This window comes from Stenotrophomonas sp. GD04145, assembly GCF_029835135.1.
Classification (GTDB): domain Bacteria; phylum Pseudomonadota; class Gammaproteobacteria; order Xanthomonadales; family Xanthomonadaceae; genus Stenotrophomonas; species Stenotrophomonas maltophilia_P.
Window position 1 is genome coordinate 240,214 of sequence record NZ_JAODZG010000001.1, and the last position, 20,571, is coordinate 260,784.

At 67.5% G+C, this 20,571-nt stretch carries 18 protein-coding genes; 5 read left to right on the top strand and 13 right to left on the bottom strand.

What is annotated here, in order from left to right:
• Position 1: 1 nt before the first annotated feature.
• Genes N7367_RS01045 through N7367_RS01060 form a run of 4 tightly spaced genes read left to right on the top strand, consistent with a single transcriptional unit; the run spans position 2 to position 2,943 of the window.
• Positions 2–550: a DUF2878 domain-containing protein gene (locus tag N7367_RS01045; protein ID WP_180875143.1), complete on the top strand. Its 549-nt coding sequence runs from the start codon at positions 2–4 to the stop codon at positions 548–550.
• Positions 547–1,332 carry a DUF1295 domain-containing protein gene (locus N7367_RS01050; RefSeq protein WP_279941530.1) on the top strand — a complete coding sequence of 262 codons (786 nt, stop codon included), beginning with the start codon at positions 547–549 and terminating at the stop codon, positions 1,330–1,332. Before N7367_RS01045 ends, N7367_RS01050 begins: the two co-directional genes overlap by 4 nt.
• The gene (locus N7367_RS01055) at positions 1,329–2,402 is read left to right on the top strand and encodes a cyclopropane-fatty-acyl-phospholipid synthase (RefSeq protein ID WP_279941531.1); all 1,074 of its coding nucleotides are present in this window, start codon (positions 1,329–1,331) and stop codon (positions 2,400–2,402) included. Before N7367_RS01050 ends, N7367_RS01055 begins: the two co-directional genes overlap by 4 nt.
• A 7-nt stretch (positions 2,403–2,409) precedes the next feature.
• Complete coding sequence (locus N7367_RS01060; protein WP_128988595.1) at positions 2,410–2,943, top strand: lipocalin family protein; 534 nt, start codon at positions 2,410–2,412, stop codon at positions 2,941–2,943.
• Positions 2,944–2,995: 52 nt separating this feature from the next.
• Here the strand turns inward: N7367_RS01060 and N7367_RS01065 are convergent, their stop codons facing one another.
• The 13 genes from N7367_RS01065 to N7367_RS01125 form a co-directional block, all read right to left on the bottom strand.
• Positions 2,996–3,748, bottom strand: a complete 753-nt coding sequence (locus tag N7367_RS01065) for a SapC family protein (protein ID WP_111186989.1) — start codon at positions 3,746–3,748, stop codon at positions 2,996–2,998.
• A gap of 110 nt (positions 3,749–3,858) precedes the next feature.
• Entirely contained in the window at positions 3,859–4,131 is a 273-nt protein-coding gene (locus tag N7367_RS01070) for a hypothetical protein (protein WP_019659661.1), read from the bottom strand.
• 156 nt (positions 4,132–4,287) lie between these two features.
• Complete coding sequence (fusA, locus tag N7367_RS01075) at positions 4,288–6,324, bottom strand: elongation factor G (protein ID WP_279941532.1); 2,037 nt, start codon at positions 6,322–6,324, stop codon at positions 4,288–4,290.
• A 370-nt stretch (positions 6,325–6,694) separates the two neighbouring features.
• Positions 6,695–7,456: a heme ABC transporter ATP-binding protein gene (locus tag N7367_RS01080; RefSeq protein WP_279941533.1), complete on the bottom strand. Its 762-nt coding sequence runs from the start codon at positions 7,454–7,456 to the stop codon at positions 6,695–6,697.
• Positions 7,453–8,496 carry an iron ABC transporter permease gene (locus N7367_RS01085; RefSeq protein ID WP_074898874.1) on the bottom strand — a complete coding sequence of 348 codons (1,044 nt, stop codon included), beginning with the start codon at positions 8,494–8,496 and terminating at the stop codon, positions 7,453–7,455. Before N7367_RS01085 ends, N7367_RS01080 begins: the two co-directional genes overlap by 4 nt.
• Positions 8,493–9,545 (bottom strand): ABC transporter substrate-binding protein, encoded by a 1,053-nt coding sequence (locus tag N7367_RS01090; protein WP_279941534.1) that lies wholly within the window; start codon positions 9,543–9,545, stop codon positions 8,493–8,495. The genes N7367_RS01085 and N7367_RS01090 overlap by 4 nt, the downstream gene beginning before the upstream one ends.
• A gap of 51 nt (positions 9,546–9,596) precedes the next feature.
• Positions 9,597–10,985, bottom strand: a complete 1,389-nt coding sequence (locus N7367_RS01095; protein WP_279941535.1) for an ATP-binding protein — start codon at positions 10,983–10,985, stop codon at positions 9,597–9,599.
• A 122-nt stretch (positions 10,986–11,107) separates the two neighbouring features.
• Entirely contained in the window at positions 11,108–12,136 is a 1,029-nt protein-coding gene (locus tag N7367_RS01100; RefSeq protein WP_065182201.1) for an alpha/beta hydrolase-fold protein, read from the bottom strand.
• Between the two features lie 201 nt (positions 12,137–12,337).
• Positions 12,338–12,727, bottom strand: coding sequence for a DUF805 domain-containing protein (locus N7367_RS01105; protein WP_279941536.1), 390 nt, complete (start codon positions 12,725–12,727; stop codon positions 12,338–12,340).
• Positions 12,728–12,808: 81 nt separating this feature from the next.
• Positions 12,809–14,086, bottom strand: a complete 1,278-nt coding sequence (locus N7367_RS01110; RefSeq protein ID WP_227255445.1) for a replication-associated recombination protein A — start codon at positions 14,084–14,086, stop codon at positions 12,809–12,811.
• 186 nt (positions 14,087–14,272) lie between these two features.
• The gene (gene lolA, locus N7367_RS01115; RefSeq protein ID WP_279941537.1) at positions 14,273–14,911 is read right to left on the bottom strand and encodes an outer membrane lipoprotein chaperone LolA; all 639 of its coding nucleotides are present in this window, start codon (positions 14,909–14,911) and stop codon (positions 14,273–14,275) included.
• A gap of 111 nt (positions 14,912–15,022) precedes the next feature.
• Complete coding sequence (locus tag N7367_RS01120) at positions 15,023–16,966, bottom strand: DUF3857 domain-containing protein (RefSeq protein ID WP_279941538.1); 1,944 nt, start codon at positions 16,964–16,966, stop codon at positions 15,023–15,025.
• 38 nt (positions 16,967–17,004) lie between these two features.
• Positions 17,005–19,368 carry a DNA translocase FtsK gene (locus N7367_RS01125; RefSeq protein ID WP_053517949.1) on the bottom strand — a complete coding sequence of 788 codons (2,364 nt, stop codon included), beginning with the start codon at positions 19,366–19,368 and terminating at the stop codon, positions 17,005–17,007.
• Between the two features lie 233 nt (positions 19,369–19,601).
• On the opposite strand from N7367_RS01125, the gene trxB reads away from it, so the two are divergent.
• The coding region (gene trxB / locus N7367_RS01130; RefSeq protein ID WP_053517948.1) for a thioredoxin-disulfide reductase at positions 19,602–20,571 on the top strand (970 nt) is incomplete at its 3' end.

Genomic DNA, 20,571 nt, shown 5'->3' on the forward strand with positions numbered 1-20,571 from the left:
CATGCGCCGCACCTGGCTCAATCTGCTCGGCAACCAGGCGGTCTGGCTGTGCGCGGTCGCTGGCGCCGGGCGCGGGCTGCAATGGCCAGCACTGCTGGCCGCCACACTGTTCGTGGCCAGCCAGCTCAGCACCAGTCCCCTGCCCCGGGTCGAGCTCCGCCTGCTGGTCCTGGCCCTGGCCTGTGCGTGGCTGGTCGATGGTGCCGCTGCCGCCGCAGGCGTGGTGCGTTATGCCGCTGCGCCCCTGGGCTGGGTGCCGCCGCCCTGGATCCTCGCACTCTGGGCGTCCTTCGCGATGACGATCAATGCATCGATGGCCTTCCTGCAGCGGAACACGGTGCTCCCCGTGTGCTTCGGCCTGCTGCTTGCCCCGCTGGCGTACCTGTCCGCCAGCCGCGGCTTCGACGCCGTGCAGCTTTCGCCCCCGGCCTGGAAAGGCCTGCTGACGCTGGGTATCGGCTGGAGCATCGCCCTGCCGCTGCTGTGTATCGCTGCGCGTCGCTGGTCGAGGCCCGCCATCCGCCCACCGTTTGCCGGAGCCCGACCATGAACGCCCTGCCCTGGGTTGCCCTGTATGCCCTGCTCATCATGGCCTGGGGATGGGCATGGCAACGCCGCCACCGCAACATCGGCATCGTCGATGTGCTGTGGGCGAAAGGCGTAGGTGCGTCAGCGATGATACTGGCCCTGCTCGGTGACGGCGCCACGCTGCCGCGCGTGGCCCTTGCGGTGCTGGGCGGCCTGTGGGGCGGCCGACTCGCACTGCACCTGTGGGGCCGCGTGCGGCGCGAGGCCGAGGATGGGCGTTACCGATACCTGCGAGATCACTGGCAGAGCCACCAGGGCAAGATCTTCGGCTTCTTCATCGCCCAGGCGCTGCTGATCGTGCTGTTCTCCCTGCCATTCGTGGCCGTCGCCAGCAACGACTCGCCCGCCACGGCGGGCTGGGTTGCCGCCGCTGCCGCAGTCTGGCTGTTGAGCGTCGGCGGCGAGGCGCTGGCCGACCATCAGCTCGCACGGTTCCGCGCCGACCCGGCCAACAAGGGGCGCACCTGCCGCACCGGCCTCTGGCGGTACTCGCGGCACCCCAACTACTTCTTCGAATGGCTGCACTGGTTCACCTACGTCCTGCTCGCGGCCGGCTCGCCATTGGGCTGGCTTGCCTGGACAGGACCGGTGCTGATGTACCTGTTCCTGCGCTATCTCAGCGGCATTCCCTTCACCGAAAAGCAGGCGTTGCGCAGCCGTGGGAAGGACTACCGCGCCTACCAGCGCAGCACGCCGATGTTCTTCCCGTGGTTCCCGCGTTCGTCCAAGGAGCACCTGCCATGACTGTCGCCACATCGCTCGCAACGCCTGCCGATCCGGAAACCGGGCTGATCGCCTGGGCCGAGCGCGGCCTCATTCCGGATGTGGCCCTGCGCTCCGGTATCCGCCGGCTGTGCGCCCAACGCCTCCAAGAAGAGAGTGCCGGGGGCATCGAGGCGCAGTCCGCGCGCTTCAACCAGTGCCTTGAGCAGTTGGCCGGCAGCCCGGTCGCGCTTCATGTCGATGCCGCCAACCGGCAACACTATGAAGTCCCCGCCGCATTCTTCCAGGCCTGCCTGGGCAAGCGCCTGAAATACAGCAGCTGCTACTACCCGAGCGGTCGCGAGACCCTGGACGAAGCCGAAGTCGCCATGCTCGAGCTCTACGGCGAGCGTGCCAGCCTGGCTGACGGGCAGCACATCCTTGAACTGGGGTGTGGCTGGGGCTCGCTGACCCTGTGGATGGCCGAGCGCTTCCCGGGCGCGCGCATCACGGCGGTGTCCAATTCGCACAGCCAGCGCCAGCACATCCTTGAACAGTGCAGGCTGCGCGGGCTGGGCAATGTCGAGGTGATCACCTGCGATGTGAACCGGCTGGAGCTGCCCGCCGGCCGTTTCGACCGCTGCGTTTCGGTGGAGATGTTCGAGCACGTCCGCAACCATGCGCAGCTGATGTCACGCATCGCGCAGTGGCTGAAGCCCGACGGCGCGCTGTTCGTGCACATCTTCGCCCACCGCACCCTGATGTACCCCTTTGAAGCCGAAGGCGGCGACAACTGGATGGGACGGCATTTCTTCACGGGCGGCCTGATGCCCGCTGCCGACACGCTGCTGCACTTCCAGCAGGACCTGCGCCTGCAGCGGCGCTGGCTGCTGGATGGCACGCATTACCAGCGTACGGCTGACCACTGGCTGGCGAACCAGGATGCCGCGCGTGAACGCATCATGCCGATCCTGGAGGCAACCTATGGCAGGCCGGCGGCAAGGCAATGGTGGAACCGCTGGCGCATGTTCTGGATGGCCTGCGCCGAGTTGCTCGGCTACGACAACGGCCAGCAGTGGCTGGTTGCCCATTACCTGTTCCGGCCACGTTGAGGTCACCATGCGCCCCCTTCCGCTGCTCTCGTTCCTGGCGATCGCCCTGTTCGGCACCGGCTGCAGTTCAAGTGACCTGCGCCCTCTGCCGCGACCGCAGGCGGTCGACGTTCCCCGCTTCATGGGCGACTGGTACGTCATCGCCCATATCCCTTCCTGGCCGGAACGCGAAGCGTTTGACGCCATTGAAAGCTACGCGCCGCGGCCGGACGGCCGCATCCAGACCACCTTCACGTATCGCAAGGGCAGTTTCGACGCACCACAGCGATCGATGCACCCGATCGGCAGGGTCGAGAAGGAAGGCAACGGCGCCATCTGGGGCATGCAGTTCGTATGGCCCATTCAGGCCGAGTACGTCATTTCCTGGATCGATAGCGACTACCAGCAGACCATCGTTGCGCGCAGCAAGCGCGACTACGTGTGGTACATGGCCCGCACCCCGCAGGTCTCTGCGGAGGACTATGCGCAGGCGGTGAAACGCATCGCCGCGATGGGATATGACACCCGCGAGCTGCGGCGCGTGCCGCAGTCACTGCGCTGACGTCCCGCACGGACCGGGCCCCGCTGCGCGGGAGCCCGGCCCTTCAGCCCGCTCAGGCTGCCAGGCGTTCGACCTGGCGACGGGTCAGGTCGTTGAAGCGGCCCAGCGACATCAGGTGCTGGTGGATCAGGGCCAGCCAGCCGCTGCGGTGCCATTCGATCACGGTTTCCTCGGGCAGCGCGACGAACTTCTCGACGTCGACCACCTGGAAGCCGTTGAGGTTGAACTCCTGACCGTTCGGAGCGCGTACGGTCGCATTGCGCTCGACCAGCAGCCCCTTTTCGATGAGCGCCTTGGAGAAGGCCTGGGTCTGTTCGTGCTCGCGGGTGTACTGCCCGCAGAACTCCAGCGCCTGCTGCACCATGTCGGTGGCCTTGCCGTCGGCGAACAGCGCCTGGCCTTCCTCGCCTCCCTTGACCACGCGCGGGCTCGCTTCATCGATGCCGAGCAGGAAATCATTGTCCGCGCCGGTGTCGATGAAGATGAAGGGGTGGCGACGCAGATAGGCCGGAATGTAGGCCTCGTCTTCCCACAGCCCGTCCTTGATGAACAGGTTCTCGTTGGTCACGCCGACGGCGGCCATCGGAACGGCGCCCGGGCCGGCGAACAGGATCGGGAAATGATGCAGTGCCAGCGAGAACTCGCCGAGCACCAGCGGAATGGCGTTGTTGCCGGCGGCGAAATCAAGCTTGCCCGGCAGGATGCGCAGGTCGGCGTGCACATCAGCCTGCAGCGGCACCGGACGGGTGTAGAACAGGGGGGTGCCGGCCTGCGCCGCTTCGGTGGTGGTGTCGCTGGTGGTCATCGTAGGAACCGTTTCGTCATGCGCGCCTGCCATCCCGGGCGCGCCAGCGGGAACAACCTGAATCCCGCATTATCAACAAGCCGGGTGACGACCACCACCCCGGCACTGACTTATTTCAGCTGCAGCGGATAGCGCTGCCACAGGACGTGGACAAGGAAGCCCGCCAGTTCGGTGTCGCGCGCACTGACCGCGGCGCGGATCTTGTCCAGCAGGACCATGTCACTGCAGGAGCGCACATCGGCGTGGTTGGCCTGGCCCGACCTGCGTGCGCGGTAACGCGCGGCGCGCTGCGCATCGCTCATCGCGTACCCGAATTTGGGCGGACGACCGCGCTTGCGCGGCAGGGTCAGCTCCAGGGTTCCGGGGTCTTTGTCATCACGCATGAGTGGGGGCAGACAGCGGCAAGCAACGACGGGTGCGCAATTTATCGTGAGGCATCACTTTAATCCAGCTTTTTCTACACTTTTGTTGCACTGCAATGCGCCCTGCCGCCGCTCGCCAGCAGCAAGAGGGGCCCGCGAACGGGCCCCTTGCACACTTCAGGCAGCGCGTACCGGCTCGTAACCGTGCAGGTGCGCTTCACTGCTGGCGCGCCCCTGGCTGAGCGAGCGCAACGCAGTGGTGTAGCCCACCAGTTGCGCCAGCGGTGCAAAGCCGCTCACTTCGGCACGGCCCTCCTGGTCCTCGATGCGCGCGACGCGACCGTGGCGACGGTTGAGGTCGCCGACCACGTCGCCCACCGACGCCGAGGGCGAATGCACCGTTACCGCCATCACCGGCTCCAGCACCTGCGTGCCGGCACTGGCCAGCGCGGCCCTGACGGCCTCACTGCCGGCCCGGTGGAACGCCATGTCCGAGGAATCCTTGGCATGGGTCTGGCCGTCCACCAGGGTCACTTCGATGCCCACGACCGGATGCCCATGCGGTCCTTCCGACAGCGCCGCACGCGCACCCTTCTCCACCGCTGCGATGAAACCACGGGGGATCACGCCTCCGACGATGCGATCGTTGAACACCACCTGGTCGTCCTCACGCGGCGCCACGTCCAGCACCACATGGGCGAACTGGCCCTGGCCACCGCTCTGCTTGACGACCCTGCCGACCACGCCGGAGACCGCACGCAACGGCATTTCCTGGTAGGCAACGCGCGGCGAACCGATGCCGACATCGACCTTCCATTCGCTGCGCAGGCGCTCGACCATCACCTCCAGGTGCAGTTCGCCCATGCCCCATACCAGCGTTTCGCCGCTCTCGCGATCAGTTTCCACGCGGAATGATGGATCCTCCTGGGCGAGGCTGGCCAGCCCCTGCGCCATGCGGATCAGGTCTGCTGCGCGCGCAGGTTCCAGGCGCCACGCCAGCACCGGTGCCTGTGCCTGGATGCTCTCCAGGCGCAGCGGCTGGTCGCGTGCGCTCAGCGTTTCACCGCTGACTGCATCCTTCCAGCCCAGCACCGCGACGATGTCACCGGCCACGGCCTGCTCGATGTCATGGGTCTGGTCCGCCTGCACCCGCACCAGACGGCTCACACGCCGACCCTGCGGATGCTGCGAGCTGGCCACAGCGTCGCCTGCCTTCAGCGTCCCCGAATACAACCTCACGAAGCTCAGCGCACCGTGCTGCTGATGGGTGATCTTGAACAGCAGGCCCGCCAGCGGACCCTCCGGATCCGGCGGCAGCAGCACGTCGCCGGCCTCGCCTTCGGCAGTGACGGCAGGCCGATCCAGCGGCGAAGGCAGGTAATCGACCACCGCATCCAGCAGCGTCTCGATGCCCTTGTCCTTGAACGCCGCACCCGCAAGTACCGGCACGCCCGCACCGGCCAGCGTCGCCCGCCGGAGTGCCGCGCGCAGCAGCTCCGCATCGATCACCCGGCCTTCCAGCCACGCATCGGCCAGACCCTCATCATGGTCGGCCACGGCCTCCACCAGCGCGTCGCGCCGCGGTTGCCACTGGCTGCGTGCAGCGTCATCCCACGGCGTGATGGTCACCACGCCGCCGTCGCGCCACTGCAGCACGCGCTCATCCACCAGATCGACCCAGCCGCTGAAGTCGCTTTCGCTGCCCAGCGGCACACCCAGCGCCCACGGCCGCGCCTGCAGCTTGTCCTGCAGCTGCTCCAGCACGCGCTCGAACGAGGCGCCGACGCGATCCATCTTGTTGACGAAGGCGATCAACGGCACCCGGTGCCGGCGCGCCTGGCGCCACACCGTTTCCGACTGCGGCTGCACGCCATCCACGGCAGAGAACACCGCAACGGCACCGTCGAGCACCCGCAGCGAACGCTCGACTTCAATGGCGAAATCGATGTGGCCCGGGGTGTCGATCAGGGTCAGCCGATGCGGCGGCAGATCGCGCGGCGCCCACTGCGCCTGCACGGCTGCTGCGCCGATGGTGATGCCACGTTCGCGCTCGATCGCCGAGAAATCGGTGGTGGCGTTGCCGTCATGGACCTCACCGACGCGGTGGATCTCGCCGCTCTTCCACAGCAGTCGTTCGGTGAGCGTGGTCTTGCCGGCGTCGATGTGGGCAATGATGCCGAGGTTGCGACGACGGGAAAGGATCTGGGTGTTCATGTGATGGGTTCCTGCAAGCCAACTTCGGGGGCCGCGCACCCCGGTTGGCGACAGGGTGCGCGGCTAGCGTTCGGTCTCGGCGATCTGGTGCATGGCACGTTCTCCTTGCGGTGCAGCGGGTGGATGAAAGGGACTACGGAAACGAAAAGAGCGCCCCGGAGGGCGCTCTGTGGATGGTCCAACGGTGGCCGATTCAGCGGCCCCGTCGAGCTCCAGGCAGACACGCCCGTTCCGCGCTTGCGCGGGTCAGGGTGAAAAACTTCAGGAGCGGCATCCGGTTCATGGGGCGCATTCTAGAGCTGTGAATCTGGCGCGCAAGCACTGATTGCGCGCACCAGTGGAACGATGAGGATTCCTTTCGCCGCCCGGATCAGGTCACCACCACCAGCGGCACGCCGCGCTTCGGATGCTCCAGTACGACCACGTCCTGCTGATAGACCCGCTGCAGGGTGTCCACGGTCAACACCTCCGAGGGTGAGCCATCGGCGGCCACCCTGCCCTGTTCCAGCAGCACGATGCGGTCGGCATGGCCGGCGGCCAGATTCAGGTCGTGCAGCACCACGATCACACAGGCCCCGGCCTCGGCACAGGCACGCACGCTGCGCAGCGTGCGCTCCTGATGGCGCAGATCCAGCGCAGCGGTCGGCTCGTCGAGCAGCAGCAGCGGCGTATCCTGCGCCAGCACGCGCGCGAACGTGGTCCGGGCCGATTCGCCCCCGGACAACTGCTGCACCTCGCGCAGGCGCAGCGCCTGCAGTTCGGTCGCGTCGATCGCGGCCTCCACCTGCGTGCCATCGCGTACGGGATCGGGCGGGTGTGGCAGGCGCCCCATCGCAACCACCTCCTCCACGCTGAAGGCGAAGCGCACGCCGTGCTCCTGCGGCATCACCGCGCGCTCGCGCGCCAGTGGACCGGCCTTGTAGCCGGCCAGCGGCCTGCCAAGCAGGCTCACCTCACCCGCATCGGCACGCAGATCGCCTGCAGCGACTGCCAGCAGCGTCGATTTGCCAGCGCCGTTGGGCCCCACCAAGGCAGTGACCGTCGCCGGCTCGAACGCCAAGTTGATGCCGTGCAGGATCTCGCGCTGCCCGCGTCGCACCACGACGTCGCGCAGATGAAGCAGGGCCGTCATGGGGCTGCCTTGCGGCGCTGCTGCAGCACCAGCCAGAGGAAGAACGGTGCACCCAGTGCAGCCGAGAACAGACCGAGTGGAATCTCCGCCGGCGGGTCGAGCGTGCGCGCGGCCGTATCGGCCACCACGATCAGCAGCGCCCCCAGCAGGCCGGAAAGAGGCAGCAACCAGCGGTGCCCCGGCCCCACCAGCATGCGCGCCACGTGTGGCACCACCAGGCCGACGAAGCTGATCGAACCGGCAAACGCGACGGCCGCACCCACCAGCAGTGCACTGAACGCCACCAGCCGGCGGCGGGTCCGTGCCACGTCCAGGCCCAGATGCTGGGCCTGGCGTTCCCCCAGCGCCAGCATGTCCAGTGGCGTTGCCAGGCGCTGCAGCGCGAACACGCCGATGGCGAACAACGGCACCACGGCGGCGACATCACTCCAGCTGGCGCGGGCCAGCGAACCCATCTGCCAGAACACCAGCGACTGCAGTTCGCTCTCGCTGGCGATGTAGGTCAGGAAACCGATCAGCGCCGAGCAGAACGCCGCCATGGCGATGCCGACCAGCAACAGAGTGGCATTGCCACTGCCCTTGCCCGGCCGGGCAAGGGCGTAGGTCAGGCCGATCGCCAGCGCACCGCCGGCAAACGCGGCCACCGGCACCAACCAGCCGGCCGCACCTGCAGCACCGAGCACGATGGCGGCGACCGCGCCCAGCGCGGCGCCCTGGCTGACGCCGACAATGCCCGGGTCCGCCAACGGATTGCCGAACAGGCCCTGCAGGCTGGCACCGGCCATCGCCAGCGATGCACCCACCACCGCGCCCAACAGGGCGCGCGGGATGCGCAGCTGCCAGACCACCGCCAGGTCGCGGCTGCTCACCGCCTGCGGATCGAGCAGCCCCATCTTCACCGCCAGCGCCTGCAGCACCTCCAGCGGTGGCAAGCGCAGTGGCCCGACCGCGAACGAGGCCAGAACGGCGGCCAGCAGTGCCAGCATCGCCACCATCAACATCGTCCGCCCGCGACGACGGCGCCGGTCCGCCGGACTCATGCCTTCGGCAGCGCCGCCAGCGCCCGCGCCAGCGCCAGCGCGCCTGCCCCGGAACCTACGCTGGTGTACTTGAGCTGCACATCCGGCATCACCCAGACCCGGTTGGCCTGCCCGGCCGGCGTCTGCTTCAGCGTCGGGTACGACTTCCACAGACCCTCGGCACCGCCGAACAGCTGCAGGTCGTGCTCGGTCACCAGAATCACCTCCGGTGCCGCGGCGACCACGCCCTCATTGCTCAGCTGCGAGTAGTTCTTCACTCCCGCTTCGGTGCCGATGTTGACGCCGCCGGCCAGCGCAATCAGTTGCGCCGATGCGCTGTCGGCGCCCGCGACGGTCGGTGCGCCACCGGCACCGGTGGCCGAAACATGGATCACACGCGGCGCATGGCCCAGGCCCCGGCCGATCGCTGCGGCCTCATCCAGCTGACGCTGCACCTGCGTGGCAAGCGTCTGCCCTGCTTCGGCCAGCCCGAGTGCGGCGGCGACCTTGCGCACCTTGTCCGGCGCCGGCTGCAGATCGTCGATGACCACCGCCGGCTCCCCCACCTCGCGCAGCTTCTTCGCCAGCTCGGTGTGGCGGCGCAGGCTGTTGCCCAGGAACAGCGAACCCCGCAGGCTCAGCACACCCTCCACACCCGTGGTGCGGTTGAACAGGAACTGGTGCGGCGCAGCCCGGCCAGCCTCGGTGGTGGTGTTGGTCGGGGCGGCAAATACCTGCTTGCCCAGCCCCAGCGCCTCGATCACCGTGATGACGTCGTCGCCACCGGCGATGATCCGGCTGGTGTCGGTCACCGCGATATCGGCGCCGTCATCGGAATGCACCTTGGCCGGCAGCACGGCCTTCTGGTCATGCACGGCCGGCATCTCGGCACCGGCCACGCGTTTCCAGCCTGCCGGCAACGCGGTGTCCGCGGCGGCCGCCATTGCCGCCGGCGGCGGTTCGGAAGGCTTCTTGGCATCGGAGGGAGCCGACGAGCCGCCACAGGCAGCCAGTGCCAGCGAAACAGCCAACGGAAGTGCGCACAGGCGCAGACGGGGCACGATGTTCATGGACGTTCTCCTTGCTGGCAGGGCGACGCGCGCGCCGCCCTGCCGTCTGACTTACTGCTTCGGGGTGATGCGGGTGATGCGGTCACCCCTCGGGTCTTCAGCGCCGCGCGACTTGTTCACCGCAAACACGTTGCCCTTGCCATCGGCACGGACGTGGTTCGGCAAAGTGCCGCCGTCGAGGTTGGCGACCACCTTGCCCTCGCGGTCGACCACGGTCACGGTGCCGGCGCCACGGTTGCTGACATAGGCCAGGCCGGATGCATCATCGAAGGCGACGTTCAGCGCACCCGCGCCCACCGGCACATCGTGCAGCACCTTGCCGGCTGCGACGTCGACGATCAGCAGGTTGTCGGTGCCCTGCGACGCCACGTACAACCGGTTGCGCGCCGCGTCGAACGCCACGCCCGACGCGCTGATCGAGTTGCCCAGATCGATCACCTTCTCGACCTCACCGCTGGCCACGTCGATCACCGCCGCCTCCGGCGTGCCGATGCTGACGGTGAACAGCTTGCCGCCCTTCTCGTCCAGCACCAGGCTCATCGGCGTGAACTTGCCGTCATCCACGCCCGATTCAAGCGTCACCGCGGGCAGCTCCTTGAACGTCTTCGCATCGAATACCGACAGGTGATCCTCACCGGTGGCCGAGGCAAACACCTTGCCGCGGGTACCATCGATCACCACGTCGCGCGCATGCGGCACCGCATCGACCGGGAACTGGTGCACCAGCGACAGATCCTTCTGGCGATAGACGGCCACGCTGTTCTGACGGGTATTGGTCACCCACACGTTGCCGTTGGCATCATCCACGCCCACGCCGTACACCGCATAGACCGCGCCGTTGGTACTGCCCGGCACCTGCGCCGGAGTGATCGCCTTGCTGACCTTCAGCGACGCCGGGTCGATCTTCAGCAGCTGCGACTGGGTCACCGGCGGCCGGCCGACCGCGGAGGTCACGAACAGCGCATTGCTGGCGGCGCTGTAGGCGGACTGGTACAGGCCCGGCACCAGCTTGTTGGACTGGGTGGTGAACTGCGCCTGGCCCGATAGCGGCAGCTGCGGCGAGACGCGCAGCTTCAGCACCGTCGCGGCGGCCGGCTGGCTCGCCCGCACCACGACCGGATGGGTGCCCGGCACGGCATCGGCGGGAATGGCCAGCTGGGTCTTGAAGTTGCCATCGGCATCAACCACCACCGGCTGGGCGTTCAACACGCTGTCGCCGCGCAGCAGGCTGACCTTCTGGCCCGGCACGAAGCCGCGACCGACCACATCGGCGGTGCTGCCCGGCACCACATTGTCGCCGCGCGAGACCACCTGGCCCTTGAACGTGGCGTTGGCCGGTTGATCGAATACCGGCTGCGCGGTGGCCGCGACGGCCAGCAGCAGGCCGGTGGCCAGAGTGGTGAAGCGAAGCGAAGGACGAAGGGAGGAACGGAACGACATGACAGGCTCCTTGCACACGTAGGCCGCGCCACGTGGCGCGGGATTCATCGGTTGCCTGGGCCGCTGCACGCGGGCAGCCTCGCCTGGGTAGTGGGGTCGCACGGCACGCCGCGCGAAGGGATTCATTCGCTGGACGGCCCATCCGTTGCACTGGCGCCATCGCCTGCACTGCGATCGGTCACCCCGTACAGCTCATGCAGCGCCGCGTGGAAGGACGCCGGCAGCATCGGGCCATGGCCCAGGCCAGGAAACTCGCGGTACTGCACGCTCAGCCCCGGCACCCGGCGCAGCCGCTCGGACAACTGCATCGCCGCGTCAGGCGTGGCGCCGCCGATGCGGCGCAGGTGCGCGACCACCCGCGGGTTGTTCAGGTCACGCTTGCCGCGGTCGCCGACGCGCTCGGCGCCTCCCAGCATCAACCAGACCCTGGCCGGTTGCCCGTGCACGTTCTGCACGAACTGCTGTTCGGGATCGCCCAGCGCCGCGCCCTGCGCCCACCACAGTGACGGACTGGCGGCGAGATAGGCCTGGAACGCGGCCGGCCGGGTGTACAGCGCGTTGAGCACGAACAGGCCACCGAGCGAGTGCCCCCACAGCGCCTGCTGCCCGGTGTCGACGCGCGCGCGACGCTCCACCTCGGGCTTGATGCGGCGCTCGATCACATCAAGAAACGCCGCAGCGCCGCCGCCGACCGCCTGGGTTGCGCCGCTCTCATCGTCGGCGCGGTCGATCCATGCCGTGTAGTCGCGGGTCCGCGCCTTCGAGTCGATGCGCAGATCATTGTCGTAGCCGATCAGCACCAGCACCGGAGGCGCCTTGAGTGCTGCAAGTTCAGCCAGCAGCGGCTGGTCGAGCACCATCGCCACCGCATTGCCGTCCAGCGCGTACAACACCGGCGAAGGTGCACTGGAGGCGCGGACCGGAATCGCCAGATTCACCCGCCAGCGGCGCTGCGTGTCGGCACTGTCGATCACGAAATGCTCGAAGCGATAGCTGGCGGCCGGCTCATCCAGCACGGTGTGGCCGATTTTCTGCAGCGGATTGCGCTGCTGCGCGTACGCATACGGGGTAGCCAGGAGCAGACCCATCATCAGGACGGCAAGGCCGCGGGCCAGCGGACCACGGTGCGGAGGCAGGACGAAATGCTTCATCGGCGGGCGACGTCAGCGGCCTGGGCCGCTGTTTCACAAGGGACCGCAGTCTACCTTAAACGCGAATGATTATCACAACGATCAAACGTCACACTGTGTATCACGCGCGCGATACCGCGGCGTCATGGGACGCATCATCTCGTTCCCGCCAAGGCGGGAGGGCCGATTCCCAGGACCGGGCGCTGCCCGGCGGGTGCCGCGTCAAGGGCCCGCAGGCACGGGGCCGTACGGGTTTTCCTGCGGCGTGCCCGGCAGCAGAGCGAACACCAGGATCACCAGGCCGCCCATCGGCACCAATGCGAGAAGATAGAGCCAGCCGGACTGGTTGCAGTCATGCAGACGGCGCACGGTGACGGCGATCAGCGGCACGATCGTCGCCAGCCACATCAGGCCCAGCAGCGCCATCATGCCGATCAGGATGGCGCTCAGTGCGTCCGGACTGGAGCGCAGGATGATCGCCAGCACGCCGGCCAGCAGCGACACCGCCGTGGCCACCAGAAACAGGAACAGCTGGAACATCCAGTATTCGCGGCGATTGGCCCGACCCTCGAACTGGGCGTACCGCTTCAACGCCAGAGTCATGTCCTGCATGAACGTCATCCTTGAGAAGTGAACCGGGGATTCTCTCGAATCAGCGTGGACCCGACAATCGGATTGGTTGCATAACGGCGATCAACGCCGCTTCGCCGCCCGCGCCGCCTCGCGCTCGGCGCGCAACCGGTCGAGCTTTTCCTTCAGCTTGATCTCCAGTCCGCGCGGCACCGGGTTGTAGTACACGCGCTCGCCCATCGCATCGGGGAAGCCGGTCTGATCCAGCGCGATCCCGCCTTCCGCATCGTGGTCATACTGGTACTCGGCACCGTAGCCCAGCTCCTTCATCAGCTTGGTCGGCGCGTTGCGCAGGTGCAGCGGCACCTCTTCGGTACCGCTCTGGCGCACGTCGGCCTTGGCCTGGTTGAACGCCGCGTAGCCTGCATTCGACTTGGCGGTGCTGGCCAGGTACAGCACCAGCTGGGCGAACGCGAGCTCGCCTTCGGGGCTGCCCAGCCGTTCGTAGATGTCCCACGCTTCCAGCGCCATGCTCTGTGCTCGCGGATCGGCCAGGCCGATGTCCTCGATCGCCATGCGCGTCAGCCGGCGCGCCAGGTACGACGGATCGCAGCCGCCGTCGAGCATGCGGGTCAGCCAGTACAGCGCCGCATCGGGATTGGAACTGCGCACCGACTTGTGCAACGCCGAGATCTGATCGTAGAACTGCTCGCCGCCCTTGTCGAAACGACGGGTGCGGTCGGCCAGCACCTGGGTGAGCGTCTGCGGGGTGATGTGCCCGCCCTCGCCCCCTGCCAGTTCGGCGGCGATTTCCAGCAGGGTCAATGCGCGGCGCACGTCGCCATCGGCAGCGGTGGCGATCTCCAGCAGCAGCTCGGGCGCAACCTCGATGGACTCCTGGCCCAGGCCGCGCTCGCGATCGCCCAGCGCCCGCTGCAGTGCCTCGACGATGTCGGTGGGCGAGACCGCCTCCAGCACGTGCACACGGCAGCGTGACAGCAACGCCGAGTTCAACTCGAAGGACGGGTTCTCGGTCGTGGCACCCACGAACAGGATGGTGCCGCGCTCGATATGCGGCAGGAACGCGTCCTGCTGCGCCTTGTTGAAGCGATGCACCTCATCGACGAACAGCACGGTACGCCGGCCTTCGGCGAAACGCTGCGCCGCTTCTGCCAGGACCTGGCGCACCTCCGGCAGGCCGGACAGCACGGCGGAGATGGCGCGGAACTCGGCATCGGAATACTCGGCCAGCAGCAGCGACAACGTGGTCTTGCCACAGCCCGGCGGGCCCCACAGGATCATCGAATGCACGCGACCGGACTCGACCGCCCGGCGCAGTGCGCTGTCCGGAGCGAGCAGGCGCTTCTGCCCGACCATTTCATCGAGGGTCTGCGGACGCATGCGCTCGGCGAGCGGGCGCAGATGATCCCGATCGACACTCAGCAGATCGGGGCCGGGGAAGGAAGTGGAGCGTTGTCTTGGCACCCGCTCATTGTACCGCGCCCCCCGTCGGTCGCGCCGGGCCATGCCCGGCGGATCGGCGAAATGCGCACATCGGTAGCGCCGGGCCATGCCCGGCGTCACGCATCAGTTGCCGATGACGTCGGTGCCGGCCGGCGGGCTGAAGCGGAAGGTCGAGGCCGCGAACGTCGGGTTGCGCTTCCAGCCACTGAAGCTGATCACGGTACGCTGGCCAACCGCATCGGTGATTTCCATCTTGGCCAGGCCCTGCGCGTTGAAGCCCAGCGCCGCGTACTGGAAGCTGGCCTCGGTCTCACGCTTCGGCGACAGCGACAGCCACTGCAGGCCATCGCGCTGCGCAGCCTCTTCGCTGAGGTCGTACTGCTGTTCCAGCAACGCCGGGTTGATCAGCGCGGTCAAGGGGCTGTTCTGCTCTTCCTTGCCCTGCTCGCGCACGGTGGCCTGCTCCAGGTCCGGCTCGTACATCCAGACCTTCTTGCCATCGGCCACGATCAGCTGTTCATGCGGCCGCACGTACTCCCAGCGGAACAGGCGCGGGGCCGACAGGGCCACGCGGCCGCTGGTCGACTCCTTGACCTTGCCGCGGCTGTCGAACACCTGCTGGCTGAACTGGCCATCCAGGCCCTTCAGGCCGCTGGTGAAGTTCTTCAGGTCATCGCGGGCACCCGCCCACGCGCTGCCCGCGGCGGCGCAGGCCATGGCGAGAGTGCTGGCGGCAAGAATACGGCGGAGGCGGACGTTCATGCGGGAATCCTGTGGGCGCGGGCGCAAGGAAAGGTGGATGTCAGTGTGCCCGGGCAAAGATGAATGGGCGATCAGGGCGACATTATGCCGCCCCGCTCGTCCACCGGCGATTCAGTTGGCCGGCGCAGGCAGCCTTCCATACAGGACCTGTCCGCGGAAGCCGCGGCGCACTTCGCGATACAGCGCGCGGAACGCGGCGTAGTCCTGGGGCTGGCACAGTGCCTCCGGTCCACGCACGGCATTCTGCTGCAGGCGATGGTGGACGATCACCTCCTGGCCCTGCCGGATCCAGTCCACCCGGTACTCGCCCGCGGCATTGGCAAAACGCTGGCTGGCCGGAACGGCGATGATCGGCGCGTTGGCCGGGAACTGCAGGCGATAGGTTTCTTCACGCAGGCTCGCGTTGCAGTAGAACGGCGTCTCGTTGGCCGGTGCAGACGCGGTAGCGTACAGCCCGCGCACCGACTCGCCGCCTGGCGGATCCGGCACCGCCATGCCCCCGGCCACGCTGAAGTCCACGTAGTCTTCCGCCTGGAAGGCCATGCGGTAGCCGAACGGCCGGGTCAGATCGACCGGGACGCCCTGCAGCTGCAGCTGGCCGCGGCCATCAAAACCGGACGCCGCCATGATCGACTCCTCGGCGCGCGCCCGATTCTGCGCATTGAGCTGGGCGAACTGTGCGCGCATGCCGATCTCCGCATTCTCGCCCAGCTGCGGAATCGTCTCGCCACGCAGATTGCCGTTGGCATCGAACGTGAAGCGCACCTCCATCGAGGTTGCGTTGCGCTGCGGACCATTGGCCGGCGTGCGTGCCAGGCTCGCGTCGGCCGTGCGCATCACCGGCGCGCCCAGGTCGCCCTCGGGCAACTGGCCGAAGCGCGCCCAGGCGGTGGTCGAATCCAGGTACAGATCGAACTCGGGAATGTAGGTGATGGCGTGGTTGAAGCGCCCCAGCACCGGAATCTTCGGCAGCGTCGGCCCGCCACCGGCGCCGATCAGCACCGGCGAACTGGCAATTCCCTTGGCGGCCAGCAGGGCTTCCAGCAGGGTCACATGGTCCTTGCAGTCCCCATAGTGGTTGTCGAGGATGCTCTGCGCGCTGTTGGGCTCCAGCCCGCCATTGCCCAGGTACACCGCGACGTAGCGGATGTTCTGAGCGACCCAGCGGTACAGCGCATCGGCCTGCGAGCGACGGTCGCCGATGCCTGCGGTGACCTGGTCGGCCAGCGCCTGGATCTCCGCCGTGACCTGCGCGGCGGGACCGGCCTTGAGCTGGTACGCCCGGCCCATCTGCGCCCAGTCACGATAGGTGCTGGCCATGATGTTCGGGCCGAACTCCCAGCCGGCGGCCGACCAGTTCTGCGCCTGCATCGCCTCGCGGCGCTGGTAGCGCCAGCGCCACTGCGCCTGGCCGTTCCTCACCACCGGGCGATCGCTGCCCTGCACGCCGCGGCTGTCGACGAACATCGGCAGGTTGGCCGGTGCGCTCAGCGTCACCTCGGCATCCTCGTATTCGGTGAACACATTGAAGGTCTCCCACAGGCCGAAGTAGCCCGGGAAGTACGGCGTGGCCTGGGTGCGGCGCACCTGGTAATACAGGCGCGTGCCCGGCGCCAGGTTCGGGAACACGATCACCCGCACCTTGCGGTCGGCGTACATCGCTGCCGAGGCGCTGGAATAGCTTTCCTGGGTGTAGATGCGATCTGCCGGAACGTCACGGCGCTGGCCATCGGCGGTGATGGTGTAGGCGTCGAGCACCTCCAGCGTCTCCATCTTCTCGCTGTAGCTCAGCCGCACCTGGCTGAACTGCTCGACCGAGGCCTTGGTCTTGAGCAGGACCTCGTAGGTCTCGGTCTGCACATTGCCTGCGTCGGGCCGCACCTGGTAGTCGGCGCGATAGCGGACGATGCTGAAGTTGTTGCTGGCTTCGGTATCGCCGCTGGTGGAAGGCGGCGCCGTAGCGGGCGCGGGGGTGGCGGTCTCCGCCAGGGCCGGGCTGGCGGCCATCAGGCCAGCCAGCGCCAGCGCCAGCGCGCGTGGTACGGGATGAAGCATTCGTCGGATCCTTGGACGTCGTGGGGGTACGTCGGGCCTTACTTCGGCGGCGGCGGTGCCAGCACCGTCCGGTCGCCATTGTGCTCGGGCGCACTGACAACGCCGGCCGCTTCCATGGCCTCGATCAGTCGCGCCGCACGGTTGTAGCCAATCTTCAGCCGGCGCTGCACGCCGGAAATCGACGCGCGGCGGGTCTCCGTGACCACCCTCAGTGCCTCGTCATACAGCGGATCCGACTCGTCGCCGCCGGCACTGGTTTCCGGCAGGCCGGTGGCACCCACCACCACGCCGTCCCCCAGGGTCTGAACCTCGTCCAGCACGCCCTCGATGTAATCGGCCGGACCCATCGCCTTGAGATGCTCGACCACGCGATGCACTTCATCGTCGGAGACGAACGCACCGTGCACTCGCTCAGGCATGGCGGTGCCCGGCGGCAGGTACAGCATGTCGCCGTGCCCCAGCAGCGTCTCCGCGCCAGACTGGTCGAGAATGGTGCGCGAGTCGATCTTCGAGCTCACCTGGAACGCGATGCGGGTGGGAATGTTGGCCTTGATCAAGCCGGTGATCACATCCACCGACGGACGCTGGGTGGCCAGGATCAGATGGATGCCGGCTGCACGTGCCTTCTGTGCCAGACGTGCGATCAGTTCTTCGACCTTCTTGCCGACGATCATCATCATGTCGGCGAATTCGTCGATGAAGATGACGATGAACGGCAGCGTCTCCAGCGGGCGCGGCGCTTCGCCCAGTTCCGGGTTCGGCTTGAACAACGGGTCCATCAGCGGCTGGCCGGCGTCCTCGGCGTCCTTCACCTTCTTGTTGAAGCCGGCCAGGTTGCGCACGCCCACCGCGCTCATCAGCTTGTAGCGGCGCTCCATCTCCGCCACGCACCAGCGCAGGCCATTGGCGGCCTCCTTCATGTCGGTGACCACCGGCGCGAGCAGATGCGGGATGCCCTGGTAGACGCTCAGTTCGAGCATCTTCGGGTCGATCATCAGCATCCGCAGATCTTTCGGCGAGCCCTTGTACAGCAGGCTCAGTACCATCGCATTGACGGCCACGGACTTGCCCGAGCCGGTGGTACCGGCCACCAGCAGGTGTGGCATGCGCGCCAGGTCGGCCACGGTCGGGCGGCCGGCGATGTCCTTGCCCAGCGCCAGGGTCAGCACGCTGGAGGCCTTGTCGTACTCCTTCGAGCGCAGCAGCTCGGACAGGAAGATCATCTCGCGGGTGACGTTGGGAATCTCCAGGCCGATCACCGACTTGCCGGGAATCACATCGACCACGCGCACCGACTTGACCGACAGGCCGCGGGCGATGTCCTTGTCCAGCGAGCTGATCTGGCTGACCTTGATGCCCGGCGCCGGCTCGATCTCGAAGCGGGTGATGACCGGGCCCGGATAGGCGCCGACCACCTGTGCGTCGATGCGGAAATCCTTCAGCTTGAACTCGATCTGCCGCGACAGGGTTTCCAGCGTCTCCTCGTCGTAGCCCTTGGGCTGTGGCTTGGGATCATCCAGCAGGGCCAGCGGCGGCAGGTCCGAACCATCGCCGTTGACGCCGCGGAACATCGGTATCTGGTTGTCACGCTTGGCCCGGTCGCTCTTCTCGATCACCGGTTCCGGGCGCGGTTCGATCTTCACCGGCTCGCGCTTGGCGCGCACCTCGGCGTCCGCCTTGCGGACTTCCTGGCGCTCCTCGCGCAGGGCACGGGTCTGCTTCCACTCGGTCGCCTGTTCCTTCTTGCGCTCCAGCAGCGGCGCCAGCGACATCACCCCACGGCCGATCTTCTCCATCACCGTGAACCACGACAGGCCGGTGGCCAGGGTGATCGAGGCCAGCAGCAGCACCAGCACGAACAGGTTCGCGCCCAGCGCTCCGAACCCGACGGTGAGCGAGTTGCCCACCAGCTTGCCAAGGATGCCGCCCGCACTGGACACATCACCATTGAACAGGCGCACATGCAGGAAGCCGGTACCGGCGATCAGGAAGCCGACCAGACCGACCAGGCGCAGGGCCGGATCGAGGTCGTTCTCGCCCTTGCTTTCCCGCTTGAGGCCGAACATGGCGATCCACGCCAGTGCGCCGAGCACCACCGGCAGCAGGAACGCGATGTAGCCGAACAACTGCAGCAGCACGTCAGCGATCCAGGCACCGGCGCGGCCGCCCATGTTGTGTACCGGCGCGACCACGCTGCCGGTATGCGACCAGCCGGGGTCCGACGCCGAGTAGGTGAACAGACTTGCCGCCAGGTACAGCAGGGCCGGCGCGATCGCGATCAGGCCCAGGTCGCGCCAGAGGCGCTGGCGGCGGGGGTTGTCGGTCGTCGCCGCCGCCGCGGCCGTGCGACGTGACGCCTTGCTGTCGTCGGACTTGGAGCGTTCGGGGACCTGCTTCGCCACCTTAGACCATACCTTTGGAATGCGCTGTTAGTGATTGATAATAAATGAGACGGCGTCAGTTTTCAGTTATGCGACGCTGCGAGGCGCCCTCCGGGGCCGGAAACCGTCGATGGGCGACGGCGTTCTGTTCATCGGCTTGAATCGCCCTGCCCCAGCCGCCACTCTATGACCTGCCATGGATGCTGCGCAAACATCGCCAGCGCCTTGTCCCACTTACCTTTTCGCGAGTTTACATGAGCACCAGCCTGCCCTCCCGCCACCAACGGCTTGTCATCCTCGGTTCCGGCCCGGCCGGCTGGACCGCTGCGGTCTACGCCGCCCGCGCCAACCTGAAGCCGGTCGTCATCACCGGCCTGCAGCAGGGCGGTCAGCTGATGACCACGACCGAGGTCGACAACTGGCCGGGTGACGCCCATGGCCTGATGGGCCCGGACCTGATGGCGCGCATGCAGGCTCACGCCGAGCGCTTCGAGACCGAGGTCATCTTCGACCACATCCACACCGCCGACCTGTCCCAGCGTCCGTTCCGGCTGATCGGCGACAGTCACGAATACACCTGTGACGCCCTGATCATCGCCACCGGCGCCACCGCCAAGTACCTGGGCATCCCGACCGAAGAGGCCTTCAAGGGCCGCGGCGTGTCCGCCTGCGCCACCTGCGACGGGTTCTTCTACCGTGACCAGGACGTGGTCGTGGTCGGCGGTGGCAACACTGCGGTGGAAGAGGCCCTGTACCTGTCCAACATCGCCCGCAAGGTCTACCTGGTCCACCGCCGCGACACCCTCAAGGCGGAAAAGATCATGCAGGACAAGCTGTTCGCCAAGGTCGCGGCCGGCAAGATCGAAACCGTCTGGCACCACCAGGTCGAGGAAGTGCTGGGCAACGATGCCGGCGTGACCGGTGTGCGCGTGAAGTCCACCCTGGACGGCAGCACCCGCGACATCGACGCGCACGGCTTCTTCGTGGCCATCGGTCATCACCCCAACACCACCCTGTTCGACGGCCAGCTGGCGATGAACAACGGCTACCTGGAAATCCGCTCGGGCCTGGGCGGCAACGCCACCCAGACTTCGGTGGAAGGCGTGTTCGCCGCGGGTGACGTGGCCGACCAGCACTATCGGCAGGCCATCACCTCCGCCGGCTTCGGCTGCATGGCCGCACTGGATGCCGAGCGCTACCTGGATGCACAGGGCAAGGCCGGCT

Bases quoted from the DNA above. Each gene is read 5' to 3' on its own strand.
- N7367_RS01045 (WP_180875143.1), top strand. From the start codon at position 2: ATGCGCCGCACCTGGCTCAATCTGCTCGGCAACCAGGCGGTCTGGCTG.
- N7367_RS01050 (WP_279941530.1), top strand. From the start codon at position 547: ATGAACGCCCTGCCCTGGGTTGCCCTGTATGCCCTGCTCATCATGGCC.
- N7367_RS01055 (WP_279941531.1), top strand. From the start codon at position 1,329: ATGACTGTCGCCACATCGCTCGCAACGCCTGCCGATCCGGAAACCGGG.
- N7367_RS01060 (WP_128988595.1), top strand. From the start codon at position 2,410: ATGCGCCCCCTTCCGCTGCTCTCGTTCCTGGCGATCGCCCTGTTCGGC.
- N7367_RS01065 (WP_111186989.1), bottom strand. From the start codon at position 3,748: ATGACCACCAGCGACACCACCACCGAAGCGGCGCAGGCCGGCACCCCC.
- N7367_RS01070 (WP_019659661.1), bottom strand. From the start codon at position 4,131: ATGCGTGATGACAAAGACCCCGGAACCCTGGAGCTGACCCTGCCGCGC.
- fusA (WP_279941532.1), bottom strand. From the start codon at position 6,324: ATGAACACCCAGATCCTTTCCCGTCGTCGCAACCTCGGCATCATTGCC.
- N7367_RS01080 (WP_279941533.1), bottom strand. From the start codon at position 7,456: ATGACGGCCCTGCTTCATCTGCGCGACGTCGTGGTGCGACGCGGGCAG.
- N7367_RS01085 (WP_074898874.1), bottom strand. From the start codon at position 8,496: ATGAGTCCGGCGGACCGGCGCCGTCGTCGCGGGCGGACGATGTTGATG.
- N7367_RS01090 (WP_279941534.1), bottom strand. From the start codon at position 9,545: ATGAACATCGTGCCCCGTCTGCGCCTGTGCGCACTTCCGTTGGCTGTT.
- N7367_RS01095 (WP_279941535.1), bottom strand. From the start codon at position 10,985: ATGTCGTTCCGTTCCTCCCTTCGTCCTTCGCTTCGCTTCACCACTCTG.
- N7367_RS01100 (WP_065182201.1), bottom strand. From the start codon at position 12,136: ATGAAGCATTTCGTCCTGCCTCCGCACCGTGGTCCGCTGGCCCGCGGC.
- N7367_RS01105 (WP_279941536.1), bottom strand. From the start codon at position 12,727: ATGCAGGACATGACTCTGGCGTTGAAGCGGTACGCCCAGTTCGAGGGT.
- N7367_RS01110 (WP_227255445.1), bottom strand. From the start codon at position 14,086: ATGCGTCCGCAGACCCTCGATGAAATGGTCGGGCAGAAGCGCCTGCTC.
- lolA (WP_279941537.1), bottom strand. From the start codon at position 14,911: ATGAACGTCCGCCTCCGCCGTATTCTTGCCGCCAGCACTCTCGCCATG.
- N7367_RS01120 (WP_279941538.1), bottom strand. From the start codon at position 16,966: ATGCTTCATCCCGTACCACGCGCGCTGGCGCTGGCGCTGGCTGGCCTG.